The 16,830-nt window shown below is 67.2% G+C and carries 19 protein-coding genes; 10 read left to right on the top strand and 9 right to left on the bottom strand.

The window, feature by feature from the left end:
• Nucleotides 1-119: 119 nt before the first annotated feature.
• A complete protein-coding gene (locus NGB94_RS05610) occupies nucleotides 120-749 on the bottom strand; it encodes an FMN reductase (RefSeq protein WP_325789627.1) in 630 nt (209 codons plus the stop codon).
• Nucleotides 750-850: 101 nt separating this feature from the next.
• Between NGB94_RS05610 and NGB94_RS05605 the strand changes: the two genes are divergently transcribed.
• Nucleotides 851-1,450 carry a GNAT family protein gene (locus tag NGB94_RS05605; RefSeq protein ID WP_325789626.1) on the top strand — a complete coding sequence of 200 codons (600 nt, stop codon included), beginning with the start codon at nucleotides 851-853 and terminating at the stop codon, nucleotides 1,448-1,450.
• Here NGB94_RS05605 and NGB94_RS05600 read toward each other — a convergent pair.
• Both NGB94_RS05600 and NGB94_RS05595 read right to left on the bottom strand, forming a co-directional pair.
• Nucleotides 1,447-1,968 (bottom strand): class F sortase, encoded by a 522-nt coding sequence (locus NGB94_RS05600; protein WP_325789625.1) that lies wholly within the window; start codon nucleotides 1,966-1,968, stop codon nucleotides 1,447-1,449. The genes NGB94_RS05605 and NGB94_RS05600 overlap by 4 nt on opposite strands.
• Before the next feature lie 171 nt (nucleotides 1,969-2,139).
• Complete coding sequence (locus NGB94_RS05595) at nucleotides 2,140-2,922, bottom strand: hypothetical protein (RefSeq protein WP_325789624.1); 783 nt, start codon at nucleotides 2,920-2,922, stop codon at nucleotides 2,140-2,142.
• 227 nt (nucleotides 2,923-3,149) lie between these two features.
• Between NGB94_RS05595 and NGB94_RS05590 the strand changes: the two genes are divergently transcribed.
• The 3 genes from NGB94_RS05590 (at nucleotide 3,150) to NGB94_RS05580 (ending at nucleotide 5,271) form a co-directional block, all read left to right on the top strand.
• Nucleotides 3,150-3,755, top strand: coding sequence for a sigma-70 family RNA polymerase sigma factor (locus tag NGB94_RS05590; RefSeq protein ID WP_325789623.1), 606 nt, complete (start codon nucleotides 3,150-3,152; stop codon nucleotides 3,753-3,755).
• Nucleotides 3,752-4,537 carry an anti-sigma factor gene (locus NGB94_RS05585; RefSeq protein WP_325789622.1) on the top strand — a complete coding sequence of 262 codons (786 nt, stop codon included), beginning with the start codon at nucleotides 3,752-3,754 and terminating at the stop codon, nucleotides 4,535-4,537. The genes NGB94_RS05590 and NGB94_RS05585 overlap by 4 nt, the downstream gene beginning before the upstream one ends.
• A 176-nt stretch (nucleotides 4,538-4,713) precedes the next feature.
• Entirely contained in the window at nucleotides 4,714-5,271 is a 558-nt protein-coding gene (locus NGB94_RS05580) for a hypothetical protein (protein WP_325789621.1), read from the top strand.
• Nucleotides 5,272-5,335: 64 nt separating this feature from the next.
• Here NGB94_RS05580 and NGB94_RS05575 read toward each other — a convergent pair whose 3' ends face one another.
• Nucleotides 5,336-7,003: an FAD-binding dehydrogenase gene (locus NGB94_RS05575; protein WP_325789620.1), complete on the bottom strand. Its 1,668-nt coding sequence runs from the start codon at nucleotides 7,001-7,003 to the stop codon at nucleotides 5,336-5,338.
• A 129-nt stretch (nucleotides 7,004-7,132) separates the two neighbouring features.
• On the opposite strand from NGB94_RS05575, the gene NGB94_RS05570 reads away from it, so the two are divergent.
• Nucleotides 7,133-7,264, top strand: a complete 132-nt coding sequence (locus NGB94_RS05570; protein ID WP_325789619.1) for a hypothetical protein — start codon at nucleotides 7,133-7,135, stop codon at nucleotides 7,262-7,264.
• A 76-nt stretch (nucleotides 7,265-7,340) separates the two neighbouring features.
• Here the strand turns inward: NGB94_RS05570 and NGB94_RS05565 are convergent, their stop codons facing one another.
• Together NGB94_RS05565 and NGB94_RS05560 are read right to left on the bottom strand one after the other, a co-directional pair.
• Nucleotides 7,341-7,577, bottom strand: a complete 237-nt coding sequence (locus NGB94_RS05565) for a YegP family protein (RefSeq protein WP_325789618.1) — start codon at nucleotides 7,575-7,577, stop codon at nucleotides 7,341-7,343.
• Between the two features lie 123 nt (nucleotides 7,578-7,700).
• Complete coding sequence (locus tag NGB94_RS05560) at nucleotides 7,701-8,678, bottom strand: asparaginase (protein WP_325789617.1); 978 nt, start codon at nucleotides 8,676-8,678, stop codon at nucleotides 7,701-7,703.
• Between the two features lie 124 nt (nucleotides 8,679-8,802).
• Here NGB94_RS05560 and NGB94_RS05555 point away from each other — a divergent pair, with 124 nt between their 5' ends.
• The 4 genes from NGB94_RS05555 to NGB94_RS05540 are packed head-to-tail and all read left to right on the top strand — an operon-like array spanning nucleotide 8,803 to nucleotide 11,063.
• Nucleotides 8,803-9,267, top strand: a complete 465-nt coding sequence (locus NGB94_RS05555; protein WP_325789616.1) for a very short patch repair endonuclease — start codon at nucleotides 8,803-8,805, stop codon at nucleotides 9,265-9,267.
• A 40-nt stretch (nucleotides 9,268-9,307) separates the two neighbouring features.
• Nucleotides 9,308-9,988 (top strand): HAD family hydrolase, encoded by a 681-nt coding sequence (locus NGB94_RS05550; protein WP_325789615.1) that lies wholly within the window; start codon nucleotides 9,308-9,310, stop codon nucleotides 9,986-9,988.
• Between the two features lie 23 nt (nucleotides 9,989-10,011).
• Nucleotides 10,012-10,272, top strand: coding sequence for a hypothetical protein (locus NGB94_RS05545; protein WP_325789614.1), 261 nt, complete (start codon nucleotides 10,012-10,014; stop codon nucleotides 10,270-10,272).
• Between the two features lie 5 nt (nucleotides 10,273-10,277).
• Nucleotides 10,278-11,063, top strand: coding sequence for an alpha/beta fold hydrolase (locus tag NGB94_RS05540; protein ID WP_325789613.1), 786 nt, complete (start codon nucleotides 10,278-10,280; stop codon nucleotides 11,061-11,063).
• Nucleotides 11,064-11,117: 54 nt separating this feature from the next.
• Here NGB94_RS05540 and NGB94_RS05535 read toward each other — a convergent pair whose 3' ends face one another.
• Nucleotides 11,118-13,511 (bottom strand): Tex family protein, encoded by a 2,394-nt coding sequence (locus NGB94_RS05535; protein ID WP_325789764.1) that lies wholly within the window; start codon nucleotides 13,509-13,511, stop codon nucleotides 11,118-11,120.
• A gap of 236 nt (nucleotides 13,512-13,747) precedes the next feature.
• Here NGB94_RS05535 and NGB94_RS05530 point away from each other — a divergent pair, with 236 nt between their 5' ends.
• A complete protein-coding gene (locus tag NGB94_RS05530) occupies nucleotides 13,748-15,424 on the top strand; it encodes a thiamine pyrophosphate-dependent enzyme (RefSeq protein ID WP_325789612.1) in 1,677 nt (558 codons plus the stop codon).
• Nucleotides 15,425-15,491: 67 nt separating this feature from the next.
• On the opposite strand, the gene NGB94_RS05525 is transcribed toward NGB94_RS05530, so the two are convergent.
• A complete protein-coding gene (locus NGB94_RS05525; RefSeq protein WP_325789611.1) occupies nucleotides 15,492-15,962 on the bottom strand; it encodes a MarR family winged helix-turn-helix transcriptional regulator in 471 nt (156 codons plus the stop codon).
• Between the two features lie 2 nt (nucleotides 15,963-15,964).
• Nucleotides 15,965-16,708 (bottom strand): SDR family NAD(P)-dependent oxidoreductase, encoded by a 744-nt coding sequence (locus tag NGB94_RS05520; RefSeq protein ID WP_325789610.1) that lies wholly within the window; start codon nucleotides 16,706-16,708, stop codon nucleotides 15,965-15,967.
• Between the last annotated feature and the right edge of the window lie 122 nt (nucleotides 16,709-16,830).

Here is a 16,830-nt window from a genome sequence, read left to right as displayed (position 1 = left end):
GTATTGGCCTTCCAGCAGTCTAGGGCTGGGCCCTGCGACGTGTCAGTGATCCGGGACCGTCTGGCTTCCTGGCACAGGAATTGACCGGCGCACCCTCTCCGCGGTGTCTCTCCGGGAGACTAACCGCGGGGCTGGATCTGGGCCAGCAGCTGCTCGAACGGCAGCGACGCACCCGAATCCCGCCGTGGCCGGGAAACAGGCGCATCCCCCAGCAGGGCCACGAGTTCTGCGGCTGCGCGCTGCACCCGGTCATTCAGTGCGGAGACGCCGTCGCCGCCGGCACCCCAGTCATCAGGTGCCGCGTAGACGGCAGTGGGAGCGACCCGTGCCCGCAGATAGGCGAACAGTGGGCGGAGGGCGAAGTTCAGCACCATCGAGTGCCGCGCGCTGCCGCCGGTAGCGCCGGCGAGGACGGGCTTGGCGTCCAGGGCGTCCTTGTCCATGACGTCAAAGAAGGATTTGAACAGGCCGCTCATGGAGGCACTGAACACGGGGGTCACCGCAATCAGCGCATCAGCGTCGGCCACCTCATTGAGCAGGGCCTCAAGCTTGGGGGCGGCGTAACCGGAGACCATCGCGTTGGCGATATCCACTGCGTATTCCCGGAGTTCGTAGGTGGTGAGCACAGCATGGTGCCCCAGTTCCTGCAACCGGGCCTGGGCGGCAGTTCCCAGCTGGTCCGCCAGCATCCGGCTGGAGGACGGAACTCCCAGTCCGGCGGTTACTGCAACAATCCTGCGTTCGGCCACAACGGCACCTTTCCTCGCATCCAATAGATACATGTTATTGCATCTACTTTGGCAACGGGATGCTCCCCGTAATAATTCCCTCCCCTACCTAGGATGAACCCATGACTGCGAATCCGTACTCCACGCCCGTGATGCTCGAGGGCAGCACCGTCCGCCTGGAGCCACTCTCCGCCGCCCACGTTCCGGAACTGGCGGAGGCAGTAAAGGACGGCGAACTCTGGAACCTCTGGTACACCCGCATCCCCACGCCCGAGTCGATGGCGGCGGAGGTCGAATCCCGTCTGGCGCAGCAGGCGGCAGGCAGCATGGCGCCGTGGGCGGTCCGCCGCCTGGATACCGGCGCACTGTGCGGCATGACCACGTACATGAATATCAAGGCCGAACACCGCCGGGTTGAAATAGGGTCAACCTGGCTGGCAGCCAGCGCCCAGCGGACGCTGATCAACGCAGAGGCCAAGTACCTCCTGCTTACCCGTGCCTTTGAGGAGCTGGACTGCATCGCCGTCGAATTCCGCACGCACTGGCACAACCACGCATCCCGGGCCGCGATTGCCCGCCTTGGCGCGAAGCAGGACGGGGTTCTGCGCTCCAACGAACTCTGGGTGGACGGGTCCCGCCGCGACGTAGTCGTGTTCTCCATCCTGGACAGCGAGTGGTCCTCAGTCCGGCTGGGCCTCACACACCGGCTGGCCCGGAACTAATCCACCAGCACCGCGTACACCACGTAGTTGTCGTCAAAGGTTCCGGTGGCCGGATCGAACCCGTCGCAGGTGATCAGCCGCAGCTCAGCGCCGTCGGTGTTCCCGTAGACCTCAAGGGTGGGAAAGCTGTCCTTCCCGTACTGTTCGGCCCGGTCAACGGCGAACTGCACGGTGCTTCCGTCCTCCCGCCCCACCTCGACCAGGTCTCCCGGCTTCAGGGACCGCAGATCGGCGAAGACGCCGGGACCGCCGCCCGTCGCGTTCACATGCCCCAGCAGAACTGCGGGGCCGGGCTGCCCGGGGGCAGGTGAGCCGGAATACCAGCTGGCCGGAGAACCGGGACCCTCCGGCGGAACTTCCAGCGAACCGTCCGGCCGCAGCCCCAGGTGCAGCAGGGAACTCTCGGTTCCCGTGGAGGGGATGGCGAGGCTCAGCGGGAGCGCAGCCTCCGCAGCCGGAGCAGCGGCCGAAGAAGCCGCCGGAGCGGGTGTCGCTTCAGCCGGTGCCGGCGCTGACATGGCGGCAGACGGTAAGCCGGCAGAACCTGTCCCGGGTTCCGCCGCCGGGGAGCATCCGCCCAGGACCAGGAGAAGGAACGCCGCGCAGGGGAGAAATCCTGCGCGGCGTCCAGTGCTGTTCCCCGTCACTGTAGGCCTGCCGGGAAACAGACGGGCTCCGCAGCCGTGTGCTTAGCCACGGGCACGGCGGCGGGCCAGCATGGCACCGGCAAGGGCCAGCACTCCGGCCCCCATACCGGCGGCGGCGAGGGCGGATCCGTCCACTGCGCTGCCGGCGGGTGTTACCTCGGCTCCGGTGTCGGCACCGCCCTCAGGCATGGCGCCCATCTGCGAGACGGCCAGGGTGCCGCAGGCAGCAGGCAGGGTTGCCGCTGCGGGCAGCGAGGGGTCCAGATCCGACATCTTGGCCGCTGCGGCCTCCGGCATCTTGGCCGGGTCCACACCGTGGACCACAACAACTGCGGTGCCGTTCTCCAGCGACTGGGCGGTTTCCGGGTTCACTTCGAAGGTCCGCTCGTAGGTGTAGGCCGAACCGCCCGGGAACCGCTCCACGGCCAGTCCGGAGTCAGCGCTGGTGTCTCCTTCGGTGGTCAGGGAGGTCCCAATGTGGCCGTAGAACGGGTGGCCTTCGGTGGTGTTGACCACGCCGTCGCCGTCGGTGTCCGCATCCGGGCCGGGGCAGACGCCCTGAGCGGCGATGTGGATGTGCTGGGCGTGCGGGAAGGGCCCGTCCATGAAGGTTTCTGCAGCCCCGGTGACGTCGACGGTCACCTTGGCTTCAGTACCGTGCACTTCGACCATGGCCTGGCCGCTGGTACCGGAGTTGTTCAGGGAATTCAGTGTTGCCTGCCCGGACCAGGAATCCTGTCCGTGGGCAAGGGCCGGCGTCGTGGAAAGGGCCAGGGCGCCCAGGGCGAGGGTGGGAACGGCAAGCAGCCGCAGCTTCGTATTCATGATCGGTTTCCTTCGTCGTGATGAGTCTGCAAATCGGTGTGAATGCGTAAGGAGTTCGGAGCCGGCCGCGATCCGGATGGGTCGGCTGCCGGAAAACTTTTCGCGGACGGAATGCGCTGCGGATCCGGCTGGCATACCGCGGCCCGGATATGGCAGAGTTCACGTCCTGAGAGCGTCCGTGGACATCAGCCGGGCGCCGCCGCGAAAGGGATGAGCAGTGCAAGCCGATGACTGAACCTGGTGCAGCCCCGGGTGAGCAGCACGGTGTTCCTACGCTTGGCCGGACGGTGCCGGATCTTGCGGACCTGGTGCGCCGCAGCGCCGGCGGTGATGAAGCAGCCTTCGCGGCGCTCTACGACGCCACCTCCGCCAGGGTCTACGGTTTAGCCATACGGGTGACCCGTTCGCCTGAGCTGGCCGCCGAGGTGGTGCAGGAGGTTTACCTCATGGCCTGGGAGCAGTCGGACCGTTTCGTGCCGTCCCGCGGATCAGTCCTGGGGTGGCTCTGCACCCTGGCCCACCGCCGGGCCGTGGACCGGGTCCGCCAGGTGGTCAGCGAAAGGGACCGGGAACAGATGTACGAGGATCAGCGGCCCGCATTGGCCGCTGACCAAACTTGGGAGGAGGTGGAGCAGTCGATGGCTGTCCAGGAAGTACGCGACGGACTGGGAACGCTCACCCCGCTCCAGCGCGAGGCCGTGGCCCTCGCCTACTACGAGGGCTGCACCCACCAGGAAGTTGCCAGGGCACTGGACATTCCGCTCGGCACGGCCAAAGCCCGTATCCGGGACGGCCTGAACAGCCTTCGGTCGGCATTGGGGGGACGGCGATGAACCATCACCACGGCGGCACCCTGCACGAGCTGGCTCCGCTTTTCGCCATTGATGCCCTGGACCCGGAAGAACGTGCCAAATTCGAAGAGCACCTTGCCGGCTGCGCCCAGTGCCGGGCCGAGGTGGCAGAGTTCGCGGAGGTCTCGGCCCATCTGGCTGCCGGCTCAGCCCAGGAGCCTCCTGCCGCCCTGCGCTCCTCCGTGCTGTCAGCCATCCACGGCACCCGCCAGGGCTCCGGCCCGCGTTCCCTGGATCGACCTGCCACGGATCCTGCCCCGGCCCCCGTCCGGGAGCCGGCCGGCGAACCCATTCCCCTGCACACCCGCCGCCGGAGGCTGCTGCTGGCCGCGGCGGCAGCAGCGGTGCTGCTCCCGGGCGCGGGCCTGGCGGGGTGGGCACTGGGTGCGCAGTCTGAGCAGCGGCAGCAGAACGAGGCCGCTGACCAGCAGCAGCAGCGCCAGGACCGGCTGCTCGCCGCCGCGGATCTGTCCGTCCAGCGCCTGGACGTGAACGGTCAGCCCACAACCCTCCTGTTCTCCGGGGAGCAGGACGCTGCCCTGTTCGTAGCGCAGAACCTGCCCGATCCGGGCGCGGACCGCGAGTACCAGCTCTGGCTGCTGGAGGACGGCACTCCCATCCCGGATGTGCACTTTTCCGGCGGCGAAGTGCAGGTGTGGCTGGACGGAGATGTCTCACGGGCTGGAACCGTCGCGCTGACCGTAGAACCGTCCGGCGGATCCACAACGCCCACCTTCCCGCTTGTCGCGGCAGCGGACATCTGAGTTCCGAACCGGGTTAGTCCTTCCGGCGCAGGCAACGCATCAAACAATTTCGGCGAATTCCGCCTTATTGGGGAGGTCAGGACCGGATTCACTGGTTAGGCTGGCTTCGTCATGCGCCGGTGGACTCTGCAGCCGCCGGCTCTTACACCGCATCGCAGACATCTATGAGGGGAAATATGTCCGAGCAGCAGCCTCCGGCAAACAACTACAGCTACAACGCATACGCCAGCAACCAGGCAGCGGCAGCGCCGCCCGCTCCGGTGCGTCCCAAGCAGGTTGATATGGGCTTCTGGCTGCTGATCGCAGCGGCCGTCGTCTCCATCATCAGCATTCCAGTGTCGTTCGCCTGGATGAACTCCGTCGAGTTCGAAGAATCGATCGTCCAGAACAGCACCGTGGCCATCAGCGCCTCGGAAATGGATGCCATCATCGCGATCACCGTCGCAACAACCGTCTTCATCGCCGCCATCAGCCTCGCGGTCGCTCTGCTGGTGGCCCTCTTCATCCGCAAGGGCCACAACTGGGCACGCATCGTCGCCACCGTCTTCGCCGCTCTGGGCCTGCTCGGCCTGACGAACCTGGCCACCGGAGGTGCCCTGCTTGCTGTCCTGACGGTCCTCAGCGTGCTGCTCCCCGTGGCAGCTGTGATCATGCTGTGGATGAAGCCCTCGACCGAGTACTTCAACAGCGCCAAGGCCTACCGCCAGTTCAAGAAGTACAACCCGGGAGTCTAGTCTTCCCGCATGCAAAAGGCCGGTACCGCAGCTGCGGTACCGGCCTTTGAACTGTCCAGGCCCGTCAGCGGGCGGCAGCGCGCCCAGCCGCCCGGCCGCTGAACAGGCAGCCGCCCAGGAAGGTTCCTTCCAGCGACCGGTAGCCGTGCATTCCGCCGCCGCCGAATCCTGCAGCCTCCCCGGCCGCAAACAGCCCGGGCACCGGGTTCCCGTCCGCTCCCAGCACCCGGGAATCCAGGTCAGTTTCCAACCCGCCGAGCGTCTTGCGGGTCAGCACTGAAAGCCGGACGGCGATCAGCGGCCCGTCCTTCGGATCAAGGATGGGCCGCGGCACCGCGGTACGGATCAGCCGGTCCCCCAGATAGGAACGGGCACCGCGGATGGCCGTGACCTGCGCATCCTTGCTGAACTTGTTGGTGATCTCGCGGTCCCGTGCCTGCAGTTCGGCGAGCACAGCTTCTGCGGACAGCACCGGTGCCGCACCGTCGGTTGAGGTCTTGGCGAGTTCGTTCATGGCTGCGACCAGTTCCGGAACAGTGCCTGCAGTGAGGAAGTCCTCCCCATGGTCGAGGAACTTCTGCACCGGTCCGGGCACGTCTGCGGTAGCCCGGCCCAGCACCCCGCGGACGGATTTACCGGTCAGGTCAGGGTTTTGTTCCGAACCGGAAAGCGCGAACTCCTTGCGGATGATTGCCTTGTTCAGCACGAACCAGCTGTAGTCATAGCCCGTTCCGCGCAGGTGCTCCAGCGTCCCGAGGGTGTCGAACCCGGGAAACAGCGGACCCGGCAGGCGGTTTCCGGCGGCGTCGAGCCACAGCGATGACGGGCCGGGCAGGATCCTGATGCCGTGGTTCGGCCACACGGGGTTCCAGTTCCGGATTCCCTCCACGTAATGCCACATCCGGTCCGGGTTGATCACCCGTCCGCCCGCGCTTTGGGCGGCCATGATGCCGCGACCGTCCACATGTCCCGGCACACCGCTGAGCATCGTCTTCGGGGGCGTGCCGAGCCGCTCCGGCCAGGCGGCCCGCACCAGGTCATGGTCGCCGCCAATACCGCCGGTGGTTACCACGACGGCGCCCGCGGAGTACTCGAATTCCCCCACCGCAGTGCGTTCGGCGTCCCGGCCGCGCGGCGTCGTCGTCCTCTGGAGGACGGTGCCGCGCACCCCCGTGACGGTGCCGTCCGTGCCGACCAGGGAATCCATCCGGTGGTCGCAGGCCAGCCGCACCAGGCCGCGCTCGACGCCGTCGCGCACCTTGGCCAGGAAGGGTGCCGTAATGCCGGGCCCGGTTCCCCATGTGATGTGGAAGCGCGGCACTGAGTTTCCGGGACCGGTGGCTCCATAGCCGCCGCGTTCCGCCCAGCCAACCACCGGGAAAACCCGGTGGCCCAGCTGGTGCAGCCAGGCCCGTTTCTCGCCGGCGGCGAAGTTGACGTAGGCCTCCGCCCAGCGCCGCGGCCAGTAGTCTTCCCGGCGGTCGAATCCCGCGGTCCCCTGCCAGTCCTGCCAGGCGAGCTCCACTGAGTCCTTCACGCCCAGGCGCCGCTGCTCGGGAGAGTCGACAAAAAAGAGACCCCCGAAGGACCACCAGGCCTGGCCGCCCAGGCCCTGTTCGCCTTCCTGCTCCAGCAGGATCACCGACCGGCCGGCATCCACCAGCTCGGCCGCCGCCACCAGGCCGGCAAGCCCGGCACCCACCACAATGACATCCGCGTCTCTTGGCTGCATCCGGCAAACGCTACCGGCAGGTACGCACTCCTGCCTAGGGATCACGCAGAGAGCCCCAGGCCCTGTCGGGACCGCGCAGAGGTTCCTAGACTGGAAAAGCAGAGGCCGTAACCAGCTATGGAGGCACTCATGAGCACCACACCGAATGACGAAGACCGCACGCACAACGAGGACCCGTCGGAAGGCGAGGAATCAACAGCGCCCGACGCCGGACGGGACCATTCCCAGAACGCAGCAGAAGGCGACGAAGGGCAGTCATAGAAAAGACCTTTCGTTCCCGGCGTCCTGTTCGGCGTCGGGAACGAAAGGCCTTGGAGACCCTGGGGGCGGAGCTACGTCAGGATGCCTTGGCCCTGCCCGTGTTGCGTTTGGCATCTGCCACGACATCGGCATCTTTGCTGTGGTCCACGACCGGCCCGGTTCCGGCGATCTCCCGCATCTGCTCAATGCCCGCTGCTGCCGCTTCCTTTGTGGGGAACATTGCGGACACTGCCATGAGCGCTCCGTCGCCGGAAATGAGCTTGATCCGGAATGCGCCGTCGTGGGCGTCAACCAGCTTAAAGTAGCCCGACATCTCTTACCTCCTTGTAAGGGGTACCTTCAGTGCGATTAATAGTAAGCCGACTTAGTGCTTTTGGGGCCCCTTCCGTGGCAACTGTGGACTGACGATGCAGGATCGAGACCTTGGAGCCTGGCGCTAACGGCTCCGCGATGTGCCGCTGGTCAGGGCCTGGAGAAGTTCTTCCTGCGTTGCGGGCAGTGACGTAAGCAGCGCAGCCAGCATCCTCGCCTGGACCGGAGCGAGGTCCCCGCCGGGAATGGCTCCGGCACGGACCAGGTCCAGCCCGCCGCCGGCACCGTACGCCGGAACCACGGGACCGGCCGGTACCCGGCTGCACAGGATCACCGGACAGCCTCCGCGCACGGCGTCCTGCACCGCTTCGGCAAAACCCTCTCCGGCGTTGCCCACGCCGGTGCCGGCCAGGACGACTGCATTGGCACCGGTATGGACGGCGTGGGTAAAGAGTTCCGGGTCCGTTCCCAGCGCGCAGACAATGATCTCAACGCGGGCATTGTCAAAGTCCTCACCCGGAAGGGGCAGCGGTGCCGGGCGGACCGGAATGGCCGTGACGTGCAGGCTGCCGGCAATAAAGTGCCCCACCTCCACTCCACCGGCGAAGGGGCTGGCGGCCACGGTGTGGACTTTCCTGGCTCCGCGGGCGGACTGGACCTGGCCCGCGAAGGAGATCAGCACGCCGGCGCCGCGCAGCCCGCCTGCGGCAGCCGCGGTGACGGCTTCCTCCAGGTTGGCCGGACCGTCAGCGACAGGGCTGTCGGCCGGACGCTGCGCTCCCGTGAACACGACGGGTTTGGGCGAGTCGTGGACCAGGTCCAGCGCGAACGCCGTCTCCTCCATGGTGTCCGTGCCATGGGTAACAACGACGCCGTCAACGCCTTCCTCCGCCACGGCGGCACGGACAGCTTCCGCAATGAGGCGGACGTCCGAAAAGCGCAGCCTGAAACTGTTGGCATTCGTAACGTCCCGGACGGAATAACTGTGCCGTCCGGAGAGCGAGGCCGTGATGTCTTCTGCCCGTCCGGCGGAAGCTGCGCCGTCGCGCCCGGTGCGTGACGCGATGGTCCCGCCGGTCGCCAAGATTCTGATGTGGGCCATGGAACAGCTGTCCTCTCGCCGGCATCCACAGCCAACATATGCCCGCCGCGGACCCGTTGGCTAGGCAGTGCCGCTTTCCTGCACTGCCCGGCAGCAAACCTGTCCAGGGACCTAGACTGGCGGCATGGCAGATACGGTCTCCGCGGAACAGCGCAGCCGCAATATGTCCCGCATCCGGTCCAAGAACACCAAACCTGAATTGAAGGTCCGGCGCCTGCTGCACCGTGCCGGTTACCGTTTCCGCCTGCACGGAGCCACCGCGGGCGGATCCCTTCCGGGCAAGCCGGACCTGGTTTTTGCGGGACGGCGCAAGGTCATTTTCGTCAACGGCTGTTTTTGGCACACACACTCCTGTCCGGCGGGCACCCACGCACCGGCCACCAACCCCGAGTTCTGGGCAGCCAAGCGTGCCCGGACGGTTGCACGGGACGCGGCTGCACTCCAGGCCCTCGAAACCACCGGCTGGGAAGCACTGGTGGTGTGGGAATGCGAGCTGCGCAATCCCAGCACACTGGAGGCGGAGCTCCTTGCCTTCCTCGGCCCGCCCGGAAAACCGGTGTCCGGCCTGGAGGAAGACGCACCTCGTTAGACTCGTCAGACACACTGCACCCAACCTGAGGGAATCTGCGATGACCGAAACCTCCCGGCCGCTGCGCGGCGTACTCTTCGACGTGGACGGCACCCTGGTGGACTCCAACTACCTGCACACCGTCGCCTGGTGGCAGGCCTTCCGCCGGCTGGACTATGACATTCCCATGGCCAACATCCACCGGGCGATCGGCATGGGCGGAGACAAGCTCATCGGCCATTTGCTCGGCGGCGACCCGGACCCTGACGTGGAAGAGAAGCTCGATTCCAGTCACGGGGCGATCTTCTCCACCACCTGGCCTGCCCTGCGGGCCTTCGACGGCGCCGCCGACCTGCTGCGCGAGTGCGCGTCCCGGGATCTCGCCGTTGTGCTGGCCTCCTCGGCCTCCGAGCCGGAGCTCCAGGCCCTGCGCCAGGCGATCAGCGCCGACGACGCCATTACCAGCGTCACCAGCTCCTCCGACGCCGAGGAAAGCAAACCGGCCCCGGACATCCTCCAGGCGGCCCTCGAATCTGCGGAGCTGGAAGCCGGAGATACCGTCTTCGTTGGCGATTCCGTCTGGGACGTGAAGTCCGCCGCAGCCCTGGGGATCCCGACCATCGGCCTGATGTGCGGAGGTACCAGCGAGGCGGAACTGCGCGAGGCAGGGGCCGAACAGGTCTACGCCTCACCCCGCGAGCTGCTGGACAACCTGAAGGACAGCCTGCTCGGCGCGGGCTGACCCCTATCTGAGAGGACCTGATCATGACCACCGAACCAACCGGACCCGCCAACGACGCCGAGGACCCGCTGGGCCCCAGCGCCCCGCAGCCGGAGCCCACCGGCTCGCCAAGGACTCCCGGCAGGACCGATGAATCCGCCGGGAACATCCGTGAAGAAAAGGGCACCCATGCGCCCGGAACCGTGCCCCCGGCATACTCCGGAGCGGACGACGGCGATGCCCGCGGCCAGGCCGGAGCGCGCCCCGAGGACGCACTCAACGAGTCCGGCTCAGCGGACGGCTAGCCGGCGTGCCCGTTCATGCGCCGGGGACGTCTTATGCTGCCGCGGCCGACGGCACGGCGCTGGCCTGGTCCTCGGCCGGGTCCGGGGAACCCCTGCTGCTCATTTCCGGGCAGGGTGTTGATTCCACTGCCTGGACCTCCGTCCTGCCCGCCTTCAGCGCCCGGCACCGCGTGATCACGTTCGACCACCGCGGCACCGGGGACAGTGAAGCGGGCGGGGAAACCAGCTTCACTACGCGCACCTTCGCGCAGGACGCTGCAGCGGTGCTGGACGCCGCCGGGGTGGAACGGGCCCACGTTTACGGGCATTCAATGGGCGGTCGCGTGGCGCAGTGGATGGCCATCGACACGCCCCGGCGCGTAGGTGCCCTGGTCCTTGGAGCCACCACCGGCGGTGACGAGGGCGGCTTTCCCCGCTCTTCCACCGCCACGGCAGACCTGGCCAGCGGGGATGCCCGGAAGCTGGCGCGGCTTTTCTTCGAGGGCGCGGAGCTGCGGGAGGATGCCACGGCCTTCTTCACCCCGGGTACTACCCGCCGGAACCGGCGGCTGCATTACCAGGCAAGCCGTGCACACGACACCTGGGACCTGCTCCACCGGATCAACGCACCAACACTGGTGCTCCACGGTTCCCGGGACGAACTCACTCCGCCAGCCAACGGCGAACGCCTGGCTGAGCTGATTCCCGGAGCCGAGCTGCAGATCCTTCCCGGTGCGCGCCACGGCTACTATCTTGAACGCCCGGATGCGACGGACGCTGTGCTGGAGTTCCTGGCAGCCCACCGGCTCTGACCGGACGCCTCTGGGCGCCGTCCGGATCCTTATGCCCGGCGCCAGCCAGGGCCGCTAGGCCAGCCCAGCTCGCCGCAGCGCCTCTGCCATCGCACTGTCCGGAGCCGCCGCAGGCCGGCGCGGCGCGCTGCCGGCTTTGCCTCCCTGGGGCTTCGCTGCCCCCTGCGGGCCCCGGCCACTGCCCGGGTTCCTGCCCTGCGGCTTCTTGCCATCCGGACGCGGCCCCCGCGGAGCCTTTCCCGAACCGCCGCCCGGTGCGGCAGTTTCGTCGTCCAGCCGCAGGCTCAGCGAAATCCGCTTCCGGTCAGGGTCCGCTTCCATCACCTTGACCTTGACCACCTGGCCCGACTTCACGACGTCGTGCGGGTCGGAAACGAAGGAAGAAGACATCGCGGAGATGTGGACCAGGCCGTCCTGGTGCACTCCGATGTCCACAAACGCACCGAACGCGGCAACGTTGGTGACGACGCCGTCGAGCACCATGCCCGGCCGCAGGTCCGCGATCTTCTCAATCCCGTCAGAGAAGGCTGCGGTCTTGAACGCCGGCCGCGGATCCCGGCCGGGCTTGCGCAGCTCGGCCATGATGTCCAGAACGGTCGGCAGGCCCGTGGACTCGTCGACGAACGCTGCCGCATCAAGGCCGGTGAGCTCCGCCCCGGCCGGGCTCATCTCGGCCTTGGCCGCGGACAGGATCCGGCGCGCGATTCCATAGGATTCAGGGTGCACGCTGGACGCATCCAGCGGCTCGCTGCCCTCGCTGATCCGCAGGAAGCCGGCGCACTGTTCGAAGGCTTTTGCTCCCAGCCTCGGCACCTTCAGGAGGTCCTTGCGGCGGGTGAACGGCCCGTTGGCGTTGCGGTGGGCCACAATGTTTTCGCTCAGCAGGGGCCCGACGCCGGCAACGCGGCTCAGCAGCGCCGGCGACGCGGTGTTCACGTCCACGCCCACGGCGTTGACACAGTCTTCAACGACGGCGTCCAAGGACCGGTCCAGCTTCGCTGCCGTGACATCGTGCTGGTACTGGCCCACGCCAATGGACTTCGGCTCAATCTTCACCAGTTCGGCCAGCGGATCCTGCAGCCTGCGGGCAATCGACACCGCTCCGCGCAGCGACACGTCCATCCCCGGCAGTTCCGCCGCTGCCAGTGCCGAAGCTGAGTAGACCGAGGCGCCGGCTTCGGAAACCACGAGCTTCTGCAGCTTCGCCTCCGGAACCAGGCGCATCAGTTCGGCGGCCAGTTTGTCAGTCTCCCGGGATGCGGTGCCGTTGCCGATCGCCACCAGCTCCACCCGGTGCTTCTTCACCAGGTCCGCCAGGCGCACCAGGGCCTCGTCCCACTTGCGGGCCGGGGCGTGCGGGTAGACGGTGTCCGTGGCGATGACTTTCCCGGTACCGTCCACCACCGCCACCTTGACGCCGGTGCGCAGGCCCGGGTCCAGTCCGAGGGTGGCACGGTTGCCGGCGGGCGCCGCCAGCAGGACGTCGCGGAGGTTGGCCGCAAAGACGCGGACCGCTTCAGTTTCGGCGTCCTGGAACAGGCGGACGCGCAGGTCAACGGAGAGCTTGGCGAGGATCCGGCGCCAGGCCAGCTGGACGGTCTGCTGCAGCCACGCGGCGGCGGCTCCCCCGGCGTAGGCGGCGCCCAGCCGGAAGGCAACGGAGTTCTCAAAGCGCTGCCGGGCGGCTGCCAGGGCCTCGGCGTCCGCCGGGTCGGCTTCGGCCAGGCCCAGTTCAAGGATGCCTTCCTTTTCGGCCCGGAGCAGGGCCAGCACCCGGTGGGAGGGCATGCCGGACGGTGCCTGTGCGAAGTCGAAGTAGTCTGCGTACTTCTGCCCTTCGGCTTCCTTTCCCGGCCGGACCTGCGAGCGCAGCCGGCCCTGCTTCCACAGTTTTTCCCGGGCTTCGGTCAGCAGGTCAGCGTCCTGGCCTGCGCGTTCAACAAGGATGGCGCGGGCACCTGCCAGCGCTTCCGCAGCGTCCGGCACGGCGTCGTTCAGGTAGCGCGCGGCTTCCGCCTCAGGCACCAGCGCGGGGTTGGCCAGCAGGGCATCGGCCAGGGGCTCCAGCCCGGCTTCGCGGGCAACTGCGGCCTTGGTCCGGCGCTTGGTCTTGTACGGAAGGTAGATGTCCTCCAGCCGGGACTTGGTCTCCGCGGATTCCACCGCGGCACGCAGTTCGCCGGTGAGCTTGCCCTGCGACTCGATTGCCTCCAGGACCGCGCGGCGCCGTTCATGGAGTTCACGCAGGTAGCGCAGGCGTTCGTCCAGTTCGCGCAGCTGGGTGTCATCAAGGGTGCCGGTTACTTCCTTGCGGTACCGGGCAATGAACGGAACCGTTGAACCGCTGTCCAGGAGCTCGACGGCGGCGCGCACCTGCCAGGGCGCCACCCCCAGTTCCGCGGCAATCTGGGCGTAGATACGCCCGGCGGCATCGGTTCCGGCGGACACGGCAGTGGACGGGCGGGAGGGCTGCGGGGCGGTGGTGAGACTCACCCGCCCAATTGTTCCCCATGACCGGACAAAGCGGCCAACCCCGGTTACCGGCCGCGGCCCGGGGACCGGAAGCTTCGCTGACACATTGGCTCATGATCTGCGGAACGGGCGCAGCCATGGGGTACAACATAGGGATGCCGGACGCCCAGGGGCGAACGGCAGTTCAACGTTTCAATGACGAAAGGTCGAAGATGACTCAGCCTGCACCGCTCTCCCCTCCCGCTGCCTCAGGAGCGGAGGTGAAGAGCGCCGGCCATGTCATTGTCGATTCCCTCATTGCCCACGGCGTGAAGCGCACCTATGTGGTGCCCGGAGAGAGCTTCCTGGACGTCCTGGACGGTCTGCACAACAGCCCGATCGAAACCGTGGTCTGCCGCCACGAAGGCGGCGCCGCCTACATGGCTGAAGCCGACGGGAAAATGAACCAGCTTCCCGGCGTCGCCATGGTGACCCGCGGCCCTGGCGCAGCCAACGCGCACGTCGGCCTGCACACCGCCTGGCAGGATTCAACGCCCATGGTGCTCTTCGTGGGACTGATCCCCTTCGAACACCGGGACCGGGAGGCGTTCCAGGAGTTCGACATCAAGGCCTGGTTCGATACCGGTGCCAAGCGCGTGATGGTGCTGGACCATCCGGAACGCGCCTCGGAAATTGTTGCCGAAGCATTCTTCGCCGCGATGAGCGGGCGTCCCGGCCCCGTGGTCATCGGCCTGCCCGAAGACATCATCCGCAGGGAAGTCTCCTCGGCGCTGCACCCGCCCATCCCGGTGGCTCCCGGCGGGATGACCGTTACCGACTGGAAAGCCCTGCAGTCCGCCCTCAAGGAAGCGGAGAAGCCGCTGTTCGTCACCGGCGGCAACGACTGGACCCAGGAGGGCGCAGACACCCTTACCCGCTGGCTTGAGGAACACCATCTCCCGGCGGCCGCCGAGTGGCGCTGCGAGGGCACCATCTCCTTCGACTCGCCCTCCTACGTCGGGCCGATTGGCTATGGACGGCCCAAGCCGACCTATGACCTGCTGGAGGAGACCGACCTGCTGGTCTTCGTTGGCACCGTCCCCGGCGACGTGATCACCGACGGCTTTGTGGTGCGCCAGGACTGGGGAAAGAAGAACTTCCTGGTCACGATCGATCCCTCGCTGCGCGGCCGTTCCGGCCCGGTGTCCTACCAGATCGTGGCCAAGCCGGACGTCTTCGTGCGGGACCTGGTGATGATGGACCTTCCGGTGAAGGAGGAGTGGAAGGCCTGGACTTCCCGCATGCGCGGGGAACAGGAGAAGTTCGCTGCCCTGCCTCCGGCCAAGCCGTCTGCCGGCCAGGCCAGGATGGACACCCTGATGGCCAATCTGGTGCCGACGCTGCCCGAGGACGCCATGATCACCCTAGGCGCCGGCGAGCACACCAACTGGGCGCACCGCTACTTCCCCACCCGCCGCTACGCGTCCATGCTCAGCGCCCGGAACGGTTCCATGGGCTACTCGGTGCCGTCCGCGATCGCTGCGTCACTGGCGCACCCGGGACGCCGGGTGGTCACGATCGCCGGTGACGGTGAGTTCATGATGAACGGGCAGGAGCTGGCCACGGCTGCACAATACGGGGCGACTCCACTGGTGGTGGTGATGGACAACCAGGAGTACGGCACCATCCGCACCCACCAGGAACGCCACTACCCCAAGCGGATCTCCGGCACGCAGCTGAAGAACCCGGACTTTGCGCTGATGGCGCAGGCATTCGGCGGCTTCGGTGTGCGGGTGGAGAACGACGCCGATGTGCCCGCCGCGATCGACGCCGCGCTCAAGGCCATCGATGACGAGGGCAAGTTCGCCCTGATCCACCTGATCGTGGAACAGCGGGTCAAGGCCTACTAAGGGGGATTCAGGCGGCCGGGCCGGGACTTGTTGTCCCGGTCCCGGCACAGCCCGGGTAACGCGCCGGCTAGTTGCCGCTGTCCCGCAGCGTAGCCGCAACCCTTTCGGTCTCTGCCTCAAACCGGATGAGCAGGCGCACCAGTTCTGCCCGGTCCCGGGGGCTCCAGTCCTTCAGCAACTCGTCAACCAGGGTATTTCCGGAACGCCTCAACGCCTGTCCTGCCAGTGCGCCCGCCTCAGTCATATCCAGCAGCGATGCACGTGAGTCATGGGGATCCGGTATCCGCCGGACCAGTCCGGCTTCTTCCAGCCGGGCCGTGATCTTGGAAATGTTGGAAGCGCCGGTGACCATGCGCTCGCTGAGCGCCGAGGGCCGCTGCGCCCCGGAGTTGTTCAGGATCGAGAGCAGCTTCAGCGCCGCGGAGTCCAGCACCACGCCTTCCCGTGCAGCTACCGCCGTCGTGAAGCCAGGCGCTGTCCATTGGGCCAGCAGGCGGTTCAGGAGTTCAATCAGCGCTGCATTCTGCTCAGTTGCCATGGCTAGGCCTCGGTGCCTCCGTCTACCGGCAACACAACGCCGGTAATGAAGGACGCCTGGTCCGAGAGCAGGAATGCGACGGCGTTGGCGATGTCTTCCGGCTGTCCCAGGCGCTTCATGGGGATCTCTGCAGCGTAACCGGCCTTGGCCTCCTCCGGCAGCGATGCCAGGGCAGCGGTTTCGATGGCACCCGGCGCCACGGCGTTGACCCGGATACCCGCCTCCGCGCATTCCTTGGCAACACTGCGGGTCAGGGAGACCACGCCGTGCTTGGCGGCACCGTACGGGGTGAGGTTCGGCGTGGCACTGATTCCCGCGAGCGAGGCGATGTTGACGATCGCGCCGCGGCCCTGGCCGGCGAAGTGGGCCATCTGGCCCTGCAGCGCGAGGAAAGTGCCCCGCAGCGTCACGTTGATGGTCCGGTCCCAGTCCGCCGTGCTGATCTCCTGCACCGGCTTGGGCATGGCTCCCACCCCGGCATTGTTCACGGCCAGGTCCAGCCGCCCGAAGGTTTCCAGGGCAAAGGGGACGAGGGTGCCGACTTCCTCGGGGTTGGACACATCCGCATGGACATACGCGGCAGCGCCGCCTGCGGCCTTGATGAGTGCGACGGTTTCAGCGCCGGCCTCATCATTGACGTCGGATACGACGACGGAGGCTCCATCGGCCGCGAGCCGGAGCGCGATGGCGCGGCCGATTCCGGCTCCTGCGGCGGTGACGAGTGCTGCCTGGTTCTCGAAAAGCATGCCCACTTCTTTCTGGGATCTAATTTACTGTCGTCCGGACAGCATATACCCGGGCTCAGGCTTACTCGTCGTCACCTCCCATGCCACCCTTCCCACGTTTTGTGACGCGTGTTGACTACTGG

This window comes from Arthrobacter koreensis (assembly GCF_035792275.1).
GTDB lineage: Bacteria > Actinomycetota > Actinomycetes > Actinomycetales > Micrococcaceae > Arthrobacter_B > Arthrobacter_B koreensis_A.
This window is presented reverse-complemented; position numbering and strand designations above follow the sequence as displayed.